The sequence below is a fragment of the Shewanella sp. Isolate8 genome (assembly GCF_022398495.1).
Classification (GTDB): domain Bacteria; phylum Pseudomonadota; class Gammaproteobacteria; order Enterobacterales; family Shewanellaceae; genus Shewanella; species Shewanella aquimarina.
This window is the reverse complement of the sequence record NZ_JAKEVI010000001.1, coordinates 1077020-1099609: the sequence shown is the minus strand read 5'-3', so window position 1 is coordinate 1099609 and position 22590 is coordinate 1077020. Positions and strand designations below refer to the sequence as shown.

At 45.1% G+C, this 22590-nt stretch carries 19 protein-coding genes; 13 read left to right on the top strand and 6 right to left on the bottom strand.

Going from position 1 to position 22590, the window contains the following annotated elements:
* Positions 1 to 2 precede the first annotated feature (2 nt).
* The 3 genes from L1D43_RS04820 to L1D43_RS04815 form a co-directional block, all read right to left on the bottom strand.
* A complete protein-coding gene (locus L1D43_RS04820) occupies positions 3 to 236 on the bottom strand; it encodes a carbon storage regulator (RefSeq protein ID WP_239850138.1) in 234 nt (77 codons plus the stop codon).
* 230 nt (positions 237 to 466) lie between these two features.
* Entirely contained in the window at positions 467 to 589 is a 123-nt protein-coding gene (locus L1D43_RS19850; protein WP_275659121.1) for a hypothetical protein, read from the bottom strand.
* Positions 590 to 1193: 604 nt separating this feature from the next.
* Positions 1194 to 2090, bottom strand: a complete 897-nt coding sequence (locus L1D43_RS04815) for a hypothetical protein (RefSeq protein ID WP_239850137.1) — start codon at positions 2088 to 2090, stop codon at positions 1194 to 1196.
* Between the two features lie 779 nt (positions 2091 to 2869).
* On the opposite strand from L1D43_RS04815, the gene L1D43_RS04810 reads away from it, so the two are divergent.
* From L1D43_RS04810 to L1D43_RS04795, 4 genes are all read left to right on the top strand, one after another.
* On the top strand, positions 2870 to 3127 hold the full coding sequence (locus L1D43_RS04810; protein ID WP_239850136.1) for a hypothetical protein: 258 nt from the start codon (positions 2870 to 2872) through the stop codon (positions 3125 to 3127).
* 665 nt (positions 3128 to 3792) lie between these two features.
* Entirely contained in the window at positions 3793 to 4056 is a 264-nt protein-coding gene (locus L1D43_RS04805) for a hypothetical protein (protein ID WP_160796421.1), read from the top strand.
* A 43-nt stretch (positions 4057 to 4099) separates the two neighbouring features.
* Positions 4100 to 5224: a recombinase gene (locus tag L1D43_RS04800; protein ID WP_239850135.1), complete on the top strand. Its 1125-nt coding sequence runs from the start codon at positions 4100 to 4102 to the stop codon at positions 5222 to 5224.
* Between the two features lie 165 nt (positions 5225 to 5389).
* Positions 5390 to 6307 carry an IS5 family transposase gene (locus L1D43_RS04795; RefSeq protein WP_239850134.1) on the top strand — a complete coding sequence of 306 codons (918 nt, stop codon included), beginning with the start codon at positions 5390 to 5392 and terminating at the stop codon, positions 6305 to 6307.
* Positions 6308 to 6479: 172 nt separating this feature from the next.
* Here the strand turns inward: L1D43_RS04795 and L1D43_RS04790 are convergent, their stop codons facing one another.
* On the bottom strand, positions 6480 to 7274 hold the full coding sequence (locus L1D43_RS04790) for a Crp/Fnr family transcriptional regulator (protein ID WP_160796425.1): 795 nt from the start codon (positions 7272 to 7274) through the stop codon (positions 6480 to 6482).
* A 508-nt stretch (positions 7275 to 7782) separates the two neighbouring features.
* On the opposite strand from L1D43_RS04790, the gene L1D43_RS04785 reads away from it, so the two are divergent.
* From L1D43_RS04785 to L1D43_RS04760, 6 genes are all read left to right on the top strand, one after another.
* Entirely contained in the window at positions 7783 to 8727 is a 945-nt protein-coding gene (locus tag L1D43_RS04785) for a DmsE family decaheme c-type cytochrome (RefSeq protein WP_160796427.1), read from the top strand.
* A gap of 11 nt (positions 8728 to 8738) precedes the next feature.
* Complete coding sequence (locus L1D43_RS04780) at positions 8739 to 10736, top strand: MtrB/PioB family decaheme-associated outer membrane protein (protein WP_239850133.1); 1998 nt, start codon at positions 8739 to 8741, stop codon at positions 10734 to 10736.
* Between the two features lie 30 nt (positions 10737 to 10766).
* Entirely contained in the window at positions 10767 to 13313 is a 2547-nt protein-coding gene (locus L1D43_RS04775) for a DMSO/selenate family reductase complex A subunit (protein ID WP_160796431.1), read from the top strand.
* 14 nt (positions 13314 to 13327) lie between these two features.
* The gene (locus tag L1D43_RS04770) at positions 13328 to 14005 is read left to right on the top strand and encodes a DMSO/selenate family reductase complex B subunit (protein WP_160796433.1); all 678 of its coding nucleotides are present in this window, start codon (positions 13328 to 13330) and stop codon (positions 14003 to 14005) included.
* 65 nt (positions 14006 to 14070) lie between these two features.
* Entirely contained in the window at positions 14071 to 14727 is a 657-nt protein-coding gene (locus tag L1D43_RS04765; protein ID WP_239850132.1) for a molecular chaperone TorD family protein, read from the top strand.
* 11 nt (positions 14728 to 14738) lie between these two features.
* On the top strand, positions 14739 to 15197 hold the full coding sequence (locus L1D43_RS04760) for a hypothetical protein (RefSeq protein ID WP_160796444.1): 459 nt from the start codon (positions 14739 to 14741) through the stop codon (positions 15195 to 15197).
* Positions 15198 to 15980: 783 nt separating this feature from the next.
* Here the strand turns inward: L1D43_RS04760 and L1D43_RS04755 are convergent.
* The gene (locus tag L1D43_RS04755; RefSeq protein ID WP_239850131.1) at positions 15981 to 16874 is read right to left on the bottom strand and encodes a hypothetical protein; all 894 of its coding nucleotides are present in this window, start codon (positions 16872 to 16874) and stop codon (positions 15981 to 15983) included.
* A gap of 187 nt (positions 16875 to 17061) precedes the next feature.
* Here L1D43_RS04755 and L1D43_RS04750 point away from each other — a divergent pair, with 187 nt between their 5' ends.
* Entirely contained in the window at positions 17062 to 17850 is a 789-nt protein-coding gene (locus L1D43_RS04750; protein ID WP_239850130.1) for a hypothetical protein, read from the top strand.
* A 372-nt stretch (positions 17851 to 18222) separates the two neighbouring features.
* Positions 18223 to 20391, top strand: a complete 2169-nt coding sequence (locus L1D43_RS04745; protein WP_239850129.1) for a diguanylate cyclase — start codon at positions 18223 to 18225, stop codon at positions 20389 to 20391.
* A gap of 108 nt (positions 20392 to 20499) precedes the next feature.
* Here the strand turns inward: L1D43_RS04745 and L1D43_RS04740 are convergent, their stop codons facing one another.
* Positions 20500 to 22008, bottom strand: a complete 1509-nt coding sequence (locus L1D43_RS04740; RefSeq protein WP_239850128.1) for an alpha/beta fold hydrolase — start codon at positions 22006 to 22008, stop codon at positions 20500 to 20502.
* A 114-nt stretch (positions 22009 to 22122) separates the two neighbouring features.
* On the opposite strand from L1D43_RS04740, the gene L1D43_RS04735 reads away from it, so the two are divergent.
* The gene (locus tag L1D43_RS04735; RefSeq protein ID WP_239850127.1) at positions 22123 to 22584 is read left to right on the top strand and encodes a hypothetical protein; all 462 of its coding nucleotides are present in this window, start codon (positions 22123 to 22125) and stop codon (positions 22582 to 22584) included.
* The last annotated feature ends 6 nt before the right edge of the window (positions 22585 to 22590 follow it).

The window sequence follows — 22590 nt, the reverse complement described above, 5'->3', positions numbered from 1 at the left end:
TTTTACTCATCATTGTCAGCTAAGCAAACATTGTCTCGATACCGTACATTGAGCTCCTTTATTTTGGCTCTGTGATGGACTTCTGATCTTAAGATAGTGATTGAGTTGGCAGCATGTACGCCAATGCTATTTTTTCCCATATTGATCACTTCAATGGGAGGCAATTGATTGCCGTCTGCGTCGTAGATGTTATCTAGGTAGAGCGATTCGCCTTCCGCTCGGGTAAGTATCAGCATTATACGTCCTTGTTAATCTGTAGAACTATTAGTGTAGAACACAAAGAAAGATAAGCGTAACATACTGGCCCTCCTCCCTTAGCTAACCGCTCTGTAAATGCAATTTTTAACCAAAAGAGGAGTGGCTGAGGCTTTTGAGTAGTCGCTAGAATGATAAAAAAATGCAATTAATATTGCGAAGCATCGTTAATGTATTCCAGAGATGTTTATCAGTCCCCAAAAACTATCAGCTATCTTTTTTCATGTACTTCTGTAGTGTTTTCTGGTTTGAGTAATCCAGCTTCACCGAGAATATCATCTGGAGAATTACAGCCAACGAGTAGCTGAACGATAAGTTTGTCTGTTATTGGCATTCTGCATTCCTTTTAAGAGATTAAGAATGCCACTTACACAGATCTTTTTACACTCTCCTTTTGTGAAAACCATTGCCCAATAACACCCCGATCCGCAATTCTCTCCATAATCCAAGCCTCAACTTCACTTTCCCTCCTGGCCACAACTCTCGGTATGGAAGTCCTCATGCGACCAGACTACGAAGTTACTATTCAACATTTTTTAGCAACGGTCATGGATTTAGCAGAGCAGATCTAAAAAAATGGTTATGCACTGGCGGATTTATAAGGGGATCCCTCGGTACTTAACCATTCACATGCTGAAACATGAAATAAATTAGGTCAACAAACAAACCGACTTATTATAAAGGGTGAATACCTTAAAAGAGAAAAGGGCAAATTCAAGCTAAATTTCGCCCTTGTTGATACTATCTAATTCTACGAGGGAGCGCGCGCCCTTGTAGATGATTCCTGTACCGAGGAGGTGTTTATCGTCTAGACATAGACACCCGACGTTTGAGCCAAAGTGTTCATACCGTCATCATCCTACTGTTCCTCTTTCTGGTAAGATGAACCGAGAAAAGACACCTAGTGTGTCTTTTCTTCGTTTTAGACTGCAGTTTAACTACCCGTAGAACAGTTCTGTTAGATCATTGCAAAATACAGTCCGACAAATTATCGCCTTTTTCAGTAACAGAGCATCATTCTCACTGAGTAGCGGTTTACGAGTCGCTTTGTCGTATCTAAAAGGCATTTCCTCTAGCAACTCAGCATGCAACCGTTTTATATCGCTAAAGATGGAGAGTGACTGAGAAAACAGCATGACCTTGCCGTAATACCCGTGCTTTAACCCATAGAGCCATTTCAATAATATGGTTTGCCTAGACGCCTTGGTTTTAAAGGAGTGCTCCATCTCAACAGCGACCATAGTGCCATCAGGCTCGACGGCTATTGCATCCACATTGCGCACGTCATTTGACTTAAACAAGCGCTTAAACTCAGGCTCTGTGACATAGGCATGCCAAAACGGTTTGTTTGCCCCTTCTTTGGTTTTATTGATAAGCCCTTTTTGCAAAATGTACTGCATCATAAGGTCATGCATGATGGTATTCTGGTTCACCCTCAAGCTCGGCTCGCCAGAGCGAAAATGCACAGCAACTGAAAGTAACTCTTCGGCATATTTAGCACCGGCGTAATCAAGCAGGTATACCCGGCCATCCATAGAGCGATGTGTAATGACTAGACTCAATAGTTTTTCTTTTACCAGCTTGTTTAAGTGTTCCAAGGCTAGTCGGTAAGGAATGGCATACATCCAGGCAATAATACTGGGAGAAGTTAAGCCGAAACGCGCCACGAGTTTGATGGTTGTCATTCTTCTCATTTTACCTGTCTGGTTGTTGTTACAACCTGGGGCATATTGCATGACCATATTGAGATACGGGTGGTACTTTTCGGCAGAGCTTCCTGCCTGCAATATGCTCCGATTGACGAGCTGCTGAGATTGAGAAATGTGCATTTGCATGGGATACCTTTTTAGACAACGGATTAAGTGGTATCACCAGGTAGATCCCCCCCAAGCAAACAATCTCTATTGATAGAAAAGTCTCGATAATCATCACGAGAATCTGTTCCATTCCTATCGGAATGAAAATAGCGACTGAAGTCGCTACCAAGCCAGGCTGCGCCTGATGGCAGAACATCTTCGTTGTTCGGCCATATGTCTTGAAAGGCACGCCAGCTCTGATGACTCGTCATCGATCTGTCTTACGAGCTACGCTCTAGCCTTCCAAAGACATTAAACGCGCATGTACCGAGCTACGCTCTGTACTAACCGCATTTTCGCCGCTTACGACGAGGGTGAGTGTGCCACTCCTCTCCCCTCTTTCGACGCTCTGCTTTTCTAACGAAAAGACAAATGGTTTAGCCATCAATTTGTGCCAAATGTGAGGCTAAATTTTGCTGAAGCAAAACGTAAATACGGTTAGTACAGACCAGCTGTACATGCGCGTTGCTCCTTTGAATCGGGACTTCGTCCCCATTCAAATGCGCCTGCGGTTAGCCTGTTGCACAGGCGCTTTTATTCACAAAAAATCGTGCCGATTGTTTGCTTTAAAGATACACATTCTGTGCCTAGCAATACCCAATTCCCGGTAAAGAAAACGAATAAAAACTAGCAAAAACAGAAGCTAAACTAACAAAAAGCATCGAATAAAAAATGATAAAAAATGCTCTTGCAATCGCACTTTTTTTCATTAATGTCGAAAAAAGACCAAACAATAAACGACGCAACAGGAGCTTGATATGAAAAATGAAACACCGACTACACCTGCTGTAAATGTTGATGGCACGCCGATGATTGACGGTGCCGATGTCGATACCCAGGGAAAGCCATTTGGCGTTACAAATGACGATTCAATGTCTGATTCGATACAGGATGATTGGAGCGTAAACACAATCGATAGTAGCTTTGACGATTGCTTAGACTCGGGCTTTGATTCAGGCTTCTGTGATTCAGGTTTTGACTCTGGATTCGATTCCGGCTTTGGGGATACGTTTTAGTATGCGCCTAAAATTCGACATTGATTATTTTGCCGAAATATCACCACTACTCTACATGGTTGTCGTAGGTGGAGGGCTATTTGCGTGTTTAGTTATCTTTGAAACTAAAGCCAACTTTATAGCCTCTGTGTTTTTTGGCCTAAAATGTACTTGGGGGGGCTATCTCTATGAATATCGAAAAGCAACGAACCAGATAAAACCAACAAGGTGGACTCATCTATCCTATGTCGCTCTGCGATTCATTTAAATGGAGGAAAACCTATGATCATGCTGATACCGCTAACCATTTTTGTTGCTGGAAGCATCTATATAGCAGTCCGTATAGTCAATAATGAACTAGCGAGCTCTAAGAAGAACTAGCGCAACCTCAATATAGGCCACAGTGACGATACGCTCCAATTAAGCGGCCCCCTCAGCCTAGGGGCCGCCTCGCATATAACGATTAAAGCGAGGCATACAACCCACCAGAGGTGGGTGAAACAAAAAAATCCATAAACAACTATAAAAAATAATTAAAAAATAAACCATTAAAAATCAACACCTTAAAGCCAAATAAAAAAATAATAAAAAAAAGTTAGCTTAGTCATTTTTTTGGAATTACGACAATAACTGAAACACTCGCCTCAACTTCAGCACAGTCAATGATTCAACAGCGAGAAATTAAGATGTCACTACTCAATCGAAATAAAGCCAAACTTATGAAGGCGCGTCTGTGGGCAAAAAGGGAGTTCGAAAATGATTCGGTACCGCAAAACCGAACCATCAAAAACTGGATACTACGCGGCGATATCAAAGGAAAGGTGATCGGCAGAAGGACCTATGTTTATGAGGATCAATACTACGATATGATACAGGAAGTCAGCGACTGCGTTAGCAGCCTCATCGCCGAATCAGTAATAGTAGATAGAGGTGTTAATGGTAAGGCCTAAGAACAAAGCCAATAAGAACTTGCCAGCTTACCTGCGATATGAAGTGAATACTCGTACCTATCGATTAACACTGATTAACGGGAAAAGGAAATCGATTGGCAAAAACAAAGATCAGGCCATTCAGATCGCCATCGAATATAATAGAATTGCGCGCCCAACAACTGGCTTAATGGTTGATGACTTAATAAAACATTCAGGCGAAATCAAGGTCGAGCAACTGTCATTTGCTCAACATGTCGATCAACTGCTCGAGCTCATAATCACCGAGGAATCTCCCAGCAAGCAGTTGCGAGACACCATGATGAACGATGCTAATCGGGTGAAAGAATTTTTCAATGATATTGCCACGCAAGATATTACTCTTAAACACGTTCACGATTACCTTAATTGCTACCATGGAAATTCCAGCGCTAACGTCCACAACCGCAAGTTGAGTTTTTTACAGAAATTGTTTAATTATGCCATCGACCAGTCATTGATGTTAGAGAACCCGGCAAAAAGGAAAATGAAGAAACGCAATAAAGCTGAAAAGCAACGCCAACGCCTAAGTGTTGACGCTTATCAAGCAATTCATGCAGCTGCTCCACCCTGGTTACAAATAGCCATGGAGTTGGCTTTACAATCAGCACAGGGACGGCTTGAGACATCGCGCATCAAGTACCGCATTAATAAACCAAAAGAAGGACAATGTGGTTGCCAATGGTGGCCAGAACCTATCGATGGCATATACGGAACTCTATTCATCCATAGACAAAAAGTCGAAGATAAGGAAGCGAGTCACGTAGCCATCCCTATCGGCCAGGTACTTAAAGAGATCATCGAGCGCAGCCGTGACGGAGTCGTATGTCCGTACGTCGTTCATCGAGTGCCAGACCGCAACAACGAACAAAGCTCTTTAACAGATCACCGTTTCCAAGTTGACCCCAATTATCTTAGCCGGAGCTTCTCGGATGTTCGTGACGAACTAGGGTTGTTTGATCACCTTGAAATGGAACAGCGGCCAACTTTCCACGAGATCCGCGCGCTCGCAGCAAGAAAGTTTTTTGACATGGGTATAGACCCACAAGCGCGCTTGGCACACACAGACTCACAATCGACAAAACTCTATGTTGAAAACCATCTTGAGTGGACCGAAGTCCCACATGCAGAGATAAAGCTGGCAAATTAACTAACGTGTGTTTCACAGATATGCTAGCTCAGAACTGAACTGACAGTTGCTCAGTTTTCTGTAACCTTCGTCAGATTAGGTTTGAGCGGCGTTGTTGCCTAAATCGAATTGAACCATTTTGCTCATCTGCGATCTGATCGTGAAACCTTACAATCAGGTCGCATCATGAGCACAGCCAAGGGCAAAATCACCAACTGGAAGCAATACAATCAAGCCTTAACTCAAAGAGGTTCGTTAACCTTTTGGCTGGACGATGCTGCCATCAAGAACTGGTACAATCAACACCCTTCTGGGCGCAGAGGTCGAAGCAACACGTACAGTGACTCGGCCATCAGTACAGCGCTTATGATTAAGGGTGTGTTCAAGTTACCTCTGCGTGCGTTGGAAGGTTTTATCAACTCAATATTTCGGCTGTTGGATGTTGACCTTAAGTCGCCCGACTATAGCTGTATCAGCAAGCGAGCTAAGACGGTTGAGGTCAACTACCGCCTACCCTGTAAGGGGCCTGCCAGACATATTGTGATTGACGCGACTGGGCTGAAGGTCTTCGGTGAAGGAGAATGGAAAATCCGTAAGCATGGTAAGGAGAAGCGGCGTATATGGCGCAAGGTGCACTTAGCCGTTGATGTCGACACTCACCAGATAGTGAGCGCGGTCGCATCACTGGACAACGTACATGATAGTGAAGTACTCCCAACGCTCATTAATCCACTTCGTCGCAAGATAAAGCAAGTCTCTGCCGATGGGGCCTATGATACAAAGCACTGCTACGAAGTGCTTCAGCGAAAAGGAATTACAGTCACCATACCACCAAGAAAGAATGCCGGATATTGGCGTGGTGAGCATCCACGAAACGAGGCTGTAGATGCGCTTAAAACGGGTCAGTTAACATCATGGAAGCATGATTGTGGCTATCATGAGCGGTCGCTATCAGAGACGGCTATGTATCGCTATAAGCAACTCATCAGAGGCAAACTGAGCCTTCGTGATTACAACGCTCAAGTCGGTGAAATCATGGCAGGAGTTGCCGCGTTGAATAAAATAAGTAGGCTAGGTATGCCTGTTCGTCAGCTAGCTGGATAAATCACAGAATAGCGCGGGGCTACTACGTTTCTAGTACTGAATTGATCAACAAGGCCGGTTTGAGCTAAATTATTTTCAGCCTAAAGCTACTGACCTATCCCCCAAATTTAGCCAAAATTACTTGCTTACCAAACTACATAACGTTCTGGTTTATAAGTATATAAATAGCTTTCTATAAGTTATTTATACTAATCATATTGCTCACTTTAAACTTAGCCATATTATTTGATTTACAACCTTTAGCATCCTCTCTTCCCAGTGGGCAAGGGGAAAGCTCCATAAATAAAATTGGATTAACACAAAGTTTAGCCCTCTCTTTTTTAATCATTTTTTTCTTTTTTAATTCCCCTATCATCAGGTCTAACTTGATTACACTAATATGTAGTATATCGGCTATTTCTTCCCTGGTAAGCTTTATATCTATCACTAGCCAATCCTTGGAGAAGTCAGATTTAAATGAAGCCAATATATCAAACAGGAATTTAATTAGTTTATCTTCAGCGCTTGATGTCAACAGAAATATAGCCAACGCTGTTTGCCTTTCTGTAAAATAATTAGAATCAAACATAAATTTTGTAAACAAGTCTATATTTGTATTGTTCAAACCTTTTATCAGTGACTTATTGACGAGTGTTACTTCACTATCTCTAGCGACAGTAATTGCTTTACAACATGTACAGTTATCATCGAGAAGTAAATGATAATCAGTCAGCCTTTTTGGGATGATAGCATTGACGAACTTTGGACGGGTGTAGTCATTGGTACGCTTTACATAGAACAAAAGCCCATCATTTAAGTATATAAAGTTGTTTAATAATACATTTTTTGATATCGAACTGCCCTTTTTTAACTGCTTTCTCTCGCCATTATTTTTTAGGAATTCAACGATTTCTCCATTAACCTCTTCAGGAAAAAATATGGTTGATTTACTTTTCATTTCAGTACTTAACGAGATCGCCTGAGCCATTTTTAACACCTAATTAAATTACTGTTAGACTTTATTTTTGTTGATGTTCGAGTTTACGTTACAAGTTTACGCATCGATAAACAACTATGTGAAATTACCGCAAGTTAATTTGAGATATTTATCACACATTGCAATTTGGAACTTTTGTACCAAAAAACAGTAGGGATTGTTTTTATTGTTTTACTGTAGTGTTAACTGGGTCACACTAATATTTACATTATACATATCGGTATAAAGGTTTTCATGAGTGTTATTTGCTCTAATGATTGTAAGAAATTTGGCTTGATAGTTGTGATTTTCTTGTCATTGCTTATCTATTGCTGTGTGGTATTGCCGAGTTTTATATAGCTTCACTATTGGTTGTCAGCGGTTCATTAAACTTATCTTTAAAAGTTATTTCTAATTGACAACGTGTTATTAATTAGTCTTTTAAAGTTAATACATGTTTTTTAACCGCTTACGTAAAAATGAAGCTTCATTGTAAATAAATTTATAGAGGTACTTCATCATGCGATTTGTCTTACAGCTTGCCATTTTTATAAGTTGTGGGGGGCTTTTGCTACCAAGTTTGCATGCTGCACCTTGGAATGATCTCACTACAGATGAGCTTGAAGCGACGCTAACACAGAAGTTTGCCGCAGGTGAATACTCTCCTAAAGGGGCAGACTCTTGCTTAATGTGTCACCGCCGCAGTGAAAAAGTGATGGCCATTTTCGATGGTGTACACGGTCAAGGTAACAGCAACCAGTCACCCATGGCCGGTCTGCAATGCGAAGCGTGTCATGGCCCACAGGGCAATCACAACAAAGGCGGCAAGGAGCCGATGATTAGCTTTGGCCCTGACAGCAAACTGTCGGCCAGCGCCCAAAACAGTGTTTGCCAAGGCTGTCATAACGATGCCCAGCAAATGAGTTGGCACAGCTCGACCCACAATCTTGAAGAAGTGGCCTGCAGTGATTGTCACCAAGTGCACAGCGCCAAAGATCCAGTGATGGACAAGCTGACTGTGAATGACACCTGTAGCAGCTGCCACAGCAAAGAGAAAGCGGACATGAACAAGCGCTCATCGCACCCACTGAAGTGGGACCAGATGACCTGTGTTGACTGTCATGCTCCCCACGGCTCAATGAGTGAAAGTGCACTGACAAAACCAACGGTTAACGATACCTGTTACAGCTGCCATGCGGAAAAACGTGGCCCGTTTCTTTGGGAGCACGCGCCGGTAACAGAAGACTGTGTGACCTGTCATAACCCGCACGGTAGCGTGAACAATGATTTATTGAAACATCGCGCCCCTCAGCTTTGTCAACAATGTCATGCCAATGATGGTCATGCGAGTCGTGTGGTGCCGGAGCCAGGTAGTGATGCATTCGGTGGCGGTAAGAGCTGTTTGAACTGTCACAGTCAGATTCACGGTTCTAACCATCCTTCAGGCAGCTTGCTGCAACGCTAACGGAGAACAAGATGAAGTTGTTCAAAATGAATGTTATCACGCTGTCGATAATGGCGGTGTCAGGCTCAGCGATGGGCGCCGATTTTGGTGTGGGTAATGCCAACCTGTCATCGGTGAACCAGAGCAAATATGAGTGTAAACGCTGCGGTGACAGTAACGGTTACCAAGGCAGTGTCAGTGTGTCGGTGGGCTACAACGATATCAGTGATATCCATGCTGGTAATGCGTTAGGCACTGCAGAAGATGGTGCCATTGGTGCGGTGAGCGGTGATGTGCGTTACCAAGGTGAATCAGGTTATCGCGGTCAGCTGCAAGCTCATCAGTTAGGGATGGACAACGGCTTTTTAAGCTTAAGTGCCGGTAAAGCGGATTTGTATGAATTGGCGTTTGATTACAGCAACTTAAAGACCTACCAAGCGGGAAATGTGCAAAGTCAGCTGTGGCACAACAACGGCATGTTGACGCCGAGCGTGAGTGTTAACCAGTTTGATTTAGCCCTTGAGCGGGAAAAGATAGGCCTAGGTTTTGATTATGGCCGCGACTTTTATCGCGCATCAGTGAGATTTAGCCAAGTAGGCAAAACGGGGCATCAATCGAGCAGCATTGTGACGCCAAGTCCAGTGAACTTTGGTTTACCGGTGGATGCAACGACCCGTCAGTGGGATGCAGGCTTAGCGCTTAAAGGTGACAACTGGATAACCGAGTTGAGCTACATGGGCAGCTTTTACGAGAACAACATCAATCACTTGAGCTTACCGCATCTTAATGATGTGTTCACTGCCAGCCCAGATAACCAAGCTCACCAAGTGTCACTGGCGGGTCAATACCAGCTCAACCGCACGGTGATGAGTGGCCGTTTAGTGACCGGCCGGATGATACAAGACGATGACCTTATCCAGATGAGCGGCAACCCGCTGCAAAGCTGGGATGGACAAGTGGACACCTTAGACGGTCGCTTGGCATTCACGTCAATGCTGACAAACCGCTTACGTCTAGGTGGTAGTGTGGATTACAGCAAGCGCGATAACAAAAGCTCAGTGGCGGAGTTTGCCCAGTATAACTTCAACAGTGTTACTGGTGCCTTTAGACAAAACACCCCAAGGGATTACGAGGGTAACACCTACAAGGTGAACGCCAGTTATCGCATTGCCAGTGGTTATCGTATTCAAGCTGGTTATGACCGCAAAGAGGTGGAGCGCAGCTTCAGTGAGCGTGAACAGACCAATGATGACAGCTTGTGGATGAAGTTTAACGTACGGGCGTTTGACAATTTCAACATCAACCTAAAAGCGGAGCACGCCAATCGAGGTGGCTCTGAGTATGAAGCAAATGCACTGACTTCATCTGAGCAAAACGCGTTGATGCGCAAGTACTACTTGGCTGACCGCAAACGTAATGCGGTGGAGTTGAGTGTGAACCATAGCCCGGTTCACTGGATGAGCTTAGATATCAATACCTGTTATGCGAAGGATGACTATGACAAGACACAAATCGGCTTAACGGAATCGGAAGACTACGGCTATGAAGTGAGTGTGAGTTTGCAGTTGAACAAGCATGTGAATGCTTATGGTTTTGCGGGTCAGCAGTGGATTAATTCGACACAGGCTGGGAGTCAATCATTTAGTAAGGCTGATTGGTATGGAGATATTGAGGATGACTTTACCAATATCGGTGCAGGCTTGAATTATGGCGGTTTGATGCAGAACAAACTGATGTTGGGGCTGGATTATTTGTTTAGTAATTCCGTGAGTGACACCTATGTGACAACAGGGGTCACGCGGCCCTACGGCGATTACTACAGCTATAGCCATAGCGCGAGTGTGTATGCGGACTATGCGGTCAATGCACTGATGGCGTTGAAATTGAGCTATCGGTATGAGCGTTACTACGACACCGATGCCGCGGTAACGGATATAAACAGTATTCCAGGTTTAGTGACCTTGGGGGACATCAATCATGACTATAACGCACACCAAGTGATGTTGTCGTTTAGCTACAAATTGCGTTAATCGCAAGCAGTGAACTACGAGGATAGAGATATGGAACGTAGAAGTTTTCTAAAAATGAGTGCAGCAATTGGGGCAGCGGCAACAGTATCTGGGTGTAATAGTACTTCCAAAGATGTTGACGTTGTACCGCCTGAACTGCCAGATAGCACTGGAGAATCTATAAATTGGTCAGCTTGTCTTGTCAACTGTGGCTCAAATTGTCCGATTAAAGTTTTCAGTAAGGATGGAATCATTACCCGTATTGAAGCGGACCATGAGACCACAGACCAATATGGCGTCAACCACCAGGCAAGAGCATGCCCAAGAGGGCGTGCTTTAAGACAACGGACTTACGCTACTGACAGGTTGCGTTCGCCAATGAAACGAGTTGGCAAGCGCGGGGAAGCCAAATTTGTGCAGATAACTTGGGAACAAGCTTATTCTGAAATCGCCGTAAAATTGCAGAGCATTAAAGATAATTACGGCCCAGAGTCGATATACATGCACTATGGTACTGGAGCCTATTATGGCTTTTCATCTAATAATGCTACTTGGGGCCGACTACTTAACTTAAATGGTGGCTTTTTAGATCATCATTGGGACTATTCCTGGGCGGGGGTTTACGCTGCTTGCATGGCCACCTATGGCGATCAGTGGGACAGTATCGGTGGTAGTTCATTAAGCGAGATAGAAAATTCAGATTTATTTGTGGGATTTGGTTTTAACCCGAATGAAATTCGTATGAGCGGCAGTGGTGAAGGATATGACTTTGTCAAAGCTCTCGAGAATAATAACAAGGGCATTAAAGTCTGGATGGTTGAACCACGCTACACAGATTCTATGCGCGGTAATGAAGACGAATGGTTGGCGATCCGCCCCGGAACCGATGCAGCGTTGGTGGAGGCTGTCATTTATCAAATGATAAGCAGTGGATGGGTCACGCAAAATGTACAAACATTTTTAGACAAGTATGTCGTTGGTTTCGATCGTAATTCGTTAATTAATACTAAAGCAGCTTTAGCGTTGAGCGCCGATCCTTATATTGCTTCCCATGCTCAGTATGTCGACCCAGACCAAAACTATTTTGACTACATCATGGGCCAGGGCGTATTTGCCAGTGAAGGAGCCAAAACCCCCTCTTGGGCAGCCGGTGTTTGCGGTATTTCTGAACACAAAATTAATCAGCTGGCAACGGCCATTATGTCATCTGAAGCACCATATATTTCTGCAGGAGCAGGAATTAGCCGTCATGCTAATGGTGATCAGGCAACAAGAGCTGTGTATACCTTAGCTATCATGACTGGAAAAATAGGCAAAGCGGGAGTGAATAGCGGTGCTATGCCGACCAGCTATAGTTTTGGCGTTGCCGGTATGCCTACTGGAGTTAACCCTGTCGATGTCACTATTCCTGTGTATACATGGTCCGACGCGGTGGTGCGCGGTAAAGAGTTTACGGGAACAACTGACGGGGTGCGCTTCAAGGCTAGTGGCAGCCAAGAGCGAGTCGATAATAATCCGGCGGCGTTGGGCACCAACATTAAAGCCATCATTAACTGTGCTGGGAATGCACTGGTTAACCAACATTCAGACAGTAATGGGACGGCGCAGATCCTTCAAGACGACAGTCAATGTGAACTGGTGATTGTGAGTGATTGTTGGATGACGCCGTCAGCGAAATTTGCCGATTATCTGCTTCCCGATAGTACTTGGTTGGAATCAGTTGACTATGCCAACGATTCATATGCTTCCGGTCAAATGGCTTATGCTACCTTTATGAGTACATCGTTAAAGCCATTAGGCGAGGCACAATCTATGTATGATATATGTGCTGGTATTGCTAAGGCGATGGGCAAAGAGTCTGAATTCACTGAAGGCCGGACAGGTCTGCAGTGGTGTGAAACTCTCTATCAACAAACTAAAGCGATGAATCCAGATGTGGAGATGCCTGATTCATACGAAGAGGCGCAAAAAGTCGGTGTATTCCGTAAATATATGCCAGCTTCGGTTATCGCTTACCAATCATTTATCCAAGATCCAGATGCTAATCCAAGGCCTACCATCTCCGGTAAGTTTGAGATTTTCTCCTTATCGCTAGCCCGTAAAGCGGCAACATGGACACTGCCTGAAGGGGATAAAATTACACCTCTACCTCAGTACGTTGTGACCTGGGATGGATTTGAAGATCAAGAGTCTATCGATGCCGGTTTCTCACTACAGTTATGTGGTTACCACACTAAAGGACGCACTCATTCCAGTTATCATAATGTGGCTTGGTTACGTGAAGCAGTAGAAGATGCTGTATGGATGAATCCTAAAGATGCCGCTACTCGGGGATTGGCAGATGGTGATCTCGTACATGTGTATAACGACAGAGGCTCAATTGAGTTACCTGTAAAACTAACGCCAAGAGTGACACCGGGTGTTTGCTCCTTAGGTCAAGGCGCTTGGTATAAACCCGATACGAACGGTAAAAAAGGCCCCTCAGGACATGTTCTTGATGTTGGTGGGTGTATTAACACCTTAACTAAATATCATCCTTCACCTGTCACAAAAGGGAATCCACAACACACCAATCGTGTTCAGGTCGTAAAAGCTTAGAGGGGTAATTAAAAATGACACAGGAAACACAATTAGGATTCTATTTTGATAGCAGCAAATGCACAGGTTGTAAGACTTGTCATATTGCCTGTAAAGACCGCATGGTGGGTAAGACTCGCAGTCAAGATGACGTGGTAAGAGCTGGCGTGTCGGCACTGCCGGGTATGCTCTGGCGCAGGGTCTATGAATATGGCGGTGGCTCGTGGGCGCAAAATGGCGATAACAGTTATGAACAAGATGTGTTCGCATATTATGCTTCTATTGGCTGTAATCACTGTTCTGAACCCGTTTGTGTAAAGGCCTGCCCGACAGGGGCAATGCACAAACGCAAAGAAGATGGCCTAGTATTAGTGCAAGAATCGCTTTGTATTGGATGTGAAAGTTGTTCTCGAGCCTGCCCTTACGATGCCCCTCAAATTGATGTCGAACGTAAAGTCATGACTAAATGCGATGGTTGTTTAGATCGCTTAAAGGAAGGCAAAAAACCAATTTGTGTCGAAGGGTGCCCGTTAAGAGCACTAGATTTTGACACTATGGAAAATTTGCGAGCTAAGTATGGTGAAGGAGATGGCCACTTTGCCCCATTACCTTCACCATCGATAACTTCACCTAATTTGATTGTTAAAGCGGCCAAAAAAGCACAACCATCCGGTGCTGGCAATGGACGCATCTTGAATATCAGAGAAGTTTAATTAAATCGCCACGGGCGAGTATTATCTCGCCCTTTCCTTCAATTTCGAAAGCGAATGAGTGTGCTATGACAAATGAACAACTGCTAGATATGCAAGCCATTGCCAATGTGCTTCATTCGGTGTTAACCCTCTATCCAGAGACAACATTGATGGAGACCTTTAAAGAGCAAGGCATTGCAGAAATTTGGCCACGCTTGTCGGGAACCGATGCTGAACAGGTAGGGTTAACTGAGATCAAAGCCTACCTTGATGCTTGGAACGACGATGAACAGACGATAATTCGTCTTAAACTGGATTACGGCAATCTGTTTTATGGCCCAGGTACGCCCATCGCACCTCCTTGGGGATCGGCTTACCTTAGTCCGTCCTTGCTACTCAACGATGCGAGTACGATAAGACTACAACAGTTTTATCGAGACAATAACATCAACCTTACAATTGCCAGTAACGAACCCGTTGACCACATTGGGCTGATCATCGCGGTATTAGCATTTTTGCTTGGTCAACTGAGTGAGAAGCCCAATGAAACTTTGACAAGAAAACTGATTAATACATTGCTTGCAGAACACCTGTTACCTTGGGCAGACAGATGCTTATTACTAGCTTCTGAGCATGCAGATACTAGCTATTTTAAAGGCTTTTCAACACTTGCGCGGGACTTCTTAAATTATCTATCTGTTGCCTTTGATATTGAGCCTAAAAAATTGGCCATATATCGTTAGGGAGATACAGGATGACTTTTGTTCGTTCCTTAATACATCAGTGGAATAAAGCTCAGCTCGGCCACAGCTTGAAGTTAAGTCTCAGAGACTGTGACCAAATAAGGCAAGTATTTAATGGTGCAACTCACTTAGAAACAGTAACTAACCTTATCGCCGCTTTAGTCTACAGTGAGGGGACGCCTGAGTGGCTATGTGAACCGAAAAACATCCAAGGAGATATGCCAATACTAGGTAGTGAGTCAATTTTACATTGTCTGTTTATTGCTAGTCGATTGATGTTCGTTAAAATCACCAAAGGGGAAGAGTTGACGCAAGCTGAACGGCTAATCTTCACCTTAGCTAGACTATGGGTTAATCAAAGTGAAATTGAGCTGCAAAACCATATGTTAGGTCGATTGATAAGGCAAATTTGTTGTCAAGTTGATTTAATAATGCTGAGTCGCAGAGTTAACACCAAAAGTATGGTTTGAAAAGCGGATTAGTGGAGATTGTAAATTAACAAATCACCTTGCCAACCAAAAGAATGTTGCCACCAACTACACATAAAATTGTACTGAATACGCTTTTTATTTGTCTCTGTAACATTTGCATTATAAGCGCGGGAATTTTGTTTTTTGTTATGTCACCAAAAAGCATATTTACCTACGGTATTATGAGAATCGCCACTTGCCTCAAATGCAATCATACGTGAAGACTGTTGTTTGAAGGAAAAGAATGAGTTGTTTCATAGAGAACTTCTTAGGCAAAACCTTTTAACCTGAACGGTCATGACTAATTAAGGATTTGTCTATCAATACTGAACAATTGAATAGACATAATGGTCTAGTTACTTTCAAATTTCTAATCTCATCATAGTCGCTGCAAAAGGAGGAGAACATCACAATAAGCATGGTCAAACTAGGTATAAGTTATTGATTGCAAAGAACGCAGAAAACGCAAATTATGGTAAAAGAACACAAATTACCGCTGTATAAAGACACATCAAAATCAAGATTAATACTTGAGAATCAATATCTTACAATTAAATCACGCACTGTCATGGGGTGTCAGGGGTCGGAGGTTCGAATCCTCTCATACCGACCAAATACTAGAAAAGCCAGCTGAAAAGCTGGCTTTTTGCTGTCTGGGGTTTGGTATTTCTTAGACTAGATGATAAGAAAGTGTTGCAACCTAAACGCAATGTACACACTCAATTATATTAGCGTCCCATTTAAAGAAAGGGCATGACAAACATATTTTTAAAAGAATAGTGATTAATTTACTAGTTCTATGAATTGCATTTTTAATGCGTCCCTAGCATCATTATCCGCGAAACTGTTTAAAAAATATTTTGAACTCGATAGTCCTGTAAAGGTAATCAATTCGGCAAATGCCTCTTGTAGTTGCCATAAAAACCATAATGGTTCAGTTTTTTTGGTCGGAAATAGGAAGTCAAGCCCATCAATTTCCGGACTGACATCTACCCATATAATATCATACTGATTTGAGTTTTCTGGGGTTAGGTATAGTACTTGCTCAAAAAGCCTTAGAATTTCCAAATAAAAATTCGTTATCTCAACGAAATTCCCTTTGACCATTTCAGGTTGTTCATTGTATCTAAAATATAAGGCTTTAAAAGTCCTCTCATAGTTTGATATACAACGATTAAAACGACGACAGAGAGACTCCAAATACACTTCATTATTATCTTCACTGTGTGAATCAAAACTCACATGTTGCACACTGTTTTTTGGATAAACTAGCTTATAAAACTCATTTCTCTTTTCAAATTTTACGTGATGTCCTTGTTCAATACGGTCAAGACACTTAAAAAACTCTTCTCTATGTTTAAGGTAATTGGCAAATGTATTTTGTTGCTCAACCATTTCTATTTGTCTAATGGAAATTGCAGAGCTATGCTGACGACCAACAATAGCCGCAAATGGAATTGCAAGCGCAGCTATTGCCATTGGGATTTTTTGATATACGTAAAAGTTATTTAAGGCTTCTAACGTAAAGTCTACTGTAAATCTCAAATTATTACTAAATGCTATCCAAGTAGCTAAAACTAGTGCGATGCACACAGGCACTGCAATTGCCAACCAAAACCAAATATTCCTACTTAGCGGTTCTTCAATCGAAAAATTCAAATTAAATGAGTATTTCATACATCAGTCACCAAATTACCAAACTAAACTTGAGCATAACTTAATTCAAAGCTTAGTTAAATATGAGTTGTGATAACCTCTTAACTGCAAGCTCAAATTGTATCGTATTGAGGGATTTTAAACTTTGATATACTCTATTCAGCATCGAAAAATCAATGTTTTTAATATTCTCCAACCAGGGAAGGCCATGACAACACGTCCTACGATACAAACTCAAAGAACTATCCAACCTGCCGAAAAAGATTCATCATTCAAATGGCTGATAATTTGGCTAGCATTGCTGGCACTTTGCATACTTGCTTTTTACTTTATGAACTTCAATGGTGACTGGGGTAATCAAGCTGACTTTGGCGCTTTCGGTGACTATGTTGGGGGAGTGCTTAACCCAGTTCTAGGATTTGCTACTGTTGGACTACTTATTTGGTCACTTAAGATACAGCGTGACGAGCTTTCTCTTTCGCGACAAGAACTAGCCTTGACCCGCCAAGAACTGGTGGAGACCAAAGAGGAAACCGCTTTGAGTCGGCAAGCAATGGAAGCGCAGGTCACTCACTTACAGAAAGAAGCAAAGCTCAATGAATTGCGGGGAGTATTAGGCGTGCAGATAGGCATCATTAATGAATATCTAGCTGCACCAGTTCATTTTGGTGGAGAAAATGCTATCACCTACCGAGCCATATTAAACAATGAGATGCTCGCAAAGAATTGGAAATCTCATTTAGATGCTCTGTTCCATGCAGACTCCACAAATCCAGTTCAAAATGTAGGCAGAGCATTGGAAATTCAACTCCTACAGTTTGCCAGGTTGACTCTTGAATATTCAAATCAATCCAACTCACAGCTTTACGCCTTACCTTACTTAGTGGATGCTGCCTCACTGCTTCGCAGATATCACCACTTTCAATCACAGGAACATATCAAAAACACTCTAGATTGCCTGCATGCCAGAATCGAGCAAAGTAAAAATACACTTTAGTGTGCGAACTGTTAGTCACCTAAGTTCTCCGAAACGCTTAGCTTTGCTCCTGAAGTCTACGCTGCAACTGAAACTCAAATCACAGTGGCTACGCTGGCGATTTTCTCGCCAGCACCAAGTAGTATAAAAGCGTTCCCTAACGCGAACAAGCAGCATCTTCAACCACAAAAGAGTGATAAGAAACATTTGGTTAGCATTTAACTTGGGATTCCCTTACACTCCTATTTAAGCGTGTCAGTATCGATACAGGCCTTGAAAAAGGGTCAGAAGCGGCCGATGAAAGCCTGTTCGGGTCTCGGGCAGAGAGCATGCGCTATGAAAGTTCTGTCAGCGTTATCTGCGTCGTCAATGAAAGATTAGGGAAGAAAGTAATTGATCAATAAGAATCACCTAGGGTTTGCCTTGCTACTGGGTCTACTGGGCTTGCTGGTCAACCTGGCACCTATTCCCCTGTTTGGAAACCAACAGCTGATCATTGGTAACCTCTTCTTCGTGATCGTGGCCATCTTCCTCGGCCCTTGGTATGCCCTGTTAACCTCGCTGTTGTGTGCCACCGGCCTCTATATCGCCTGGGACAGCTGGCACATGTTCCTGCTGTTCCCGTTAGAGGCGTTGTGGCTTGGCTATGCCCGGCGCAAGGAATTTTATACCCTGTATGCCGATATCACCTTCTGGCTGCTGCTCGGCATGCCGCTCTTCTATCTGTACGCCAACCTGGTGTTTCAGATGCCCAACAGCTACATGACCTTTATCACCCTCAAGCAGGGGATCAACGGCATGCTCTATACGGCGATCGGAGCCATCTGCGTCACCATGTTACCTAATCATCTGCATATTCAAGGCAAGCTGATTAACCAAAAGCGTAAGAGTTTCAACGCCCAGCTCACCTACACCTTTACCCAAGTAATGACCTTAGTGCTGCTGGTCTCGGCGCTGATCTTCAACAACAACTCCATTGAGCAGCAGCAAAAGGATGTAAAACTCAACCTGGAAGACTCGGCGGCGCACCTTGGCAAGGCCACCGAGAGCTTTATTCAGGGGCATGTCAGTGCCATAGATAATGCGGCGCGCTGGTTGAGCCTGTCTAACTATGATTCGGCCCAGTGGCAAAGCCTGCTGTCTAAATTGCACCAGAGCTACCCCTTCTTTATCTCTATGCTGATCGCCGATGATGAGGCGCTCATCTCTGCCGCCAGCCCTATCTCTAGACTGGACAAGGATGTGGTTAAGAACAAAGACCTCAGCATCCGCGACAGACACTATTTTCAGGAAGCCTTTTACAATCAGCTGACCTTTATCTCTCCAGCCTTCCTCGGCCGGGGCTTTGGCTCAGATCCCATCGTCGCCATCAGTGCGCCGATTTATTCCAGAGACAACCACGTCACGCCCATAGGGATCATCGAAGGCTCATTAAACCTGACCAAGTTTGCCAGCATAGATGAACGCAACCGTGAATATCATGAGCAGGCCATGGTACTCACCGACGAGAATGACTTGGTGATATACGCCTCAGAATCGCTGCAACTGGCTCCCTTGACGCCACTTAAGGTAGCTACTTCGGGGCAGCGCTACCGCACCAGCCTGAACATGATCAATTTTCGCAAGCTCGACAGCCTAAGCCCCGAGTTTGCCTACACTAAATATGTGCTGAAAAACGGCTGGTCACTCTATGTAGTGATGCCTTTCGAGCCACTGATAAAGCAAGTGGAGCAGCAATACCTGACTACCTTTAGCCTGCTGTTTGTCGCCTTTATCATCACCATATTACTGATCAAGGTGATCAGTTACCGTCTGACCCAACCGCTAGAGACCATCGCCAAGAAGTTTAGCCAGTGGGGCATGACCCAACATCAAGATGAGGTGATGTCTGACACCACCCCCAAGGAGATCTACGCCCTCTCCAGCAGCATTCAGAAGAGTAAACAGGAGCTGATCAGCTATCAGCTAGAGCTGGAAGAGAAAGTGGCACTACGCACGGTAGAACTGGAAGATGCCAACCTTAAACTCCAGGCGCTGGCGGAGCGTGACGAATTGACACACCTCTACAATAGGCGCTATGTGGAAAACCATTTCGCCAATATTCACGACATGTGCAAGCGCAGCTATGCAGCATTGGCGTTCTGCATCATAGATATCGACCACTTTAAGAAGATCAACGACACCTATGGCCATCAGATGGGCGATAAAGCCCTAGTTGCCCTAGCCGAGTTAATGCAGCAGTTCTTTAAGCGAGACACGGATATCGTCTCTCGCTATGGCGGTGAAGAGTTCTTGCTCGTACTGCCCCAATGCAACGCCCTGCAGGTAGAGCAACACCTGAATCAGTTTAGAGAGCAGGTCGCAGCCTATCAGATTGAGGTGCCGGGCCAGCGAGCGATCGGCATGACCATTAGCATAGGCGCGGTGATCAGCAATGCCGGCTATATGAGCGACATAGATCATTGGTTCAAGATGGCCGACCTTAACCTCTACGAGGCTAAGGAAAATGGCCGTAACCGCGTGGTCTGTTCGCTGCTATCGGCCGACGATCAATTCAGCTAACATCGGCTACAAGCCGCCAGGCTTTAACTCACAGGGCTTAACTCACAGGGCTTAGCCCCGCACCGGACTAGGCAGGCTTAGCGGCGAGTGGCTTAATCGCATAGCGGCTTAGTGGATTTGCGCCCCTTGGCGCGCATCGATAAACCTATCCACCCTGTCTAGCACATAGGGAAAGAAGGGGTTCCATTTCTGCCGCAGCACCTCATCTGCCGAGACCCCAAGCACGCCGCGCTCCCCTCGGGCGGCCGCGGCGCCAATCTGCACCCTGTGTCTGCCCTTCTCAAACGCCGTACCATACAGGCTGTCGCTCGCCGGATAAGGCAGCGCCACATGGGAGAGCGAGTAGATCCCCTTGGGCCAAGCCAGCCCTAATGGCTGATGGCTAGCCTCATAACCTGAGCGATACCGATTGGCCTCCACCTCATCAAAACGTCTTAACGCCGCTTTCTGCGCTGATAGCGGCTGTTGCTGCAACTCAGCATTGCGATTTTGCACTAGGGTGAGATCAAACCTGGGCGCATCCAAACCGAGAGCGGGCAGCAAGGCGGCCAGCGGGTCGTTAGCGACTAAGGCGAGGCTCAGGGGCTGACGGTTGATGTCAAACAGCACCAGCTGATGCTGCTTTGCGGGCAGGCGCCCATAGAGATCGCTCACCACCGCCTGGGTCGAGACAGTGCCATCGGCCACCGACTGAAAGGTCAGGATATCGGCAAGTGCCGACAACTTCTCCTCGGGCAGCGTCTGCATCAGCTGTTGATTGCGCTCGGCCAACTGATAGACAACATCGCCGGCATTGACCGCAAAGGAGTTGTATTTAAAGGGATCGTACTCAGTTTGAATCGAATTCCAGCTCAGCTTTTCCAGCCCCAGCAGGCGCCCTAGCCTGTCTTGCCACTTTGCACCGGCCGCCACGGGTGACAGACCTATGGCCGGCGAGAGGAAGATCATGCCGCGATAGCTAAGCCCCTGCCCCAGACTTAGCTGCTCAAGCTCATGGTTTAACGCCAGCGCCGCACCGGTTGAGAAGGCCACCACATAGAGCGGCTTATCACCCAACTGCTGCTTGAGATGCTGGGTTGCCAGCTCCACCGCTCTAGCCATCTCCTGCCACTTGAGCTCTACCAGGCCAGAGGGAATGGTGCCGTGGCCCGGCAACCTGAGGCCCAGCAGGTGAGCCCGCGTCCTGAAATGCTCGGCAAAGTGAGACAAGGCATAGGGTGAGTCTGACATGCCATGCAGCAGCAAGACGCCAAACTCGGCATCAGGATTGGCCCACTCATAACTGCGATTCCAGGCCTGGGGCCAATTATCTGGGTCGGCAAAGCTGCCATGCCAATAACGATTGAGCGGCTGCTCTAGTCCTTGGGTGCGACGATAGATCTTGTGCTCTACTTCTTCGAACAGCTTGGCCTCTAAAGCCTGATAGGCGGGGAAATCCTTGACCTCGCTATCTAGGCGAAACTGATGTTCGAGCATGGTCGAATGCCAGATGGACAGGTCGGGACGGGCATTTAAAAACCAGATCCCAAAGGCGAGCGCGGCCATAGTGATGCCGAGACAGGCATAGGTGACGGCGATGGTAAGATGTTTAGTCGAGTGGATGAGCAATGTTTTCATGACGAATAACCGCTAGGCTCCCTGTGTGCGCTAACGAGCGCCAAGTCCGTTAATCATTAACATACACGGCTTTATTGCGTAAACTCCAGCCCCAAAGCCCAAGGAATGAAGAATATGTCTGATAATGTGAAGCCCTTAGGACAAGATGGTGCCAAACGTTGCTTTTATCTGCCTACGCCTCCTCAACTAGCCGACGACTGGCAGCTTGATACGCCAGACAGCCTAGATAAGCTGATCGCCCTCAATGGCAACAACTGGCGCAAGATCTTAGTGATCATGGCCAAGCTCAGCGCACCGGATGAAGACTGGCGCGGCTACATGAAAAGGCTATTAAAAGCCGACGAGCAGATACGTTTCGGCGCCGATGCCCTGTCACCCATGGCAAAGGAACATTATGTGTGCGGCCAGCAAAGCGCCATCAAGCTGGGCTTAACACCTTTAAGTGAGCCCAAGACCTTTACACACCAGCGAGAGAACAACAGTCAGATCTACCTGCTACCCTATCTGGATTATCGCCAGTGCCCCAATGCCCTGATAGAGGGGTTGCGCGAGCTTCGCGAATCGCTCACCAGATAACCCAAC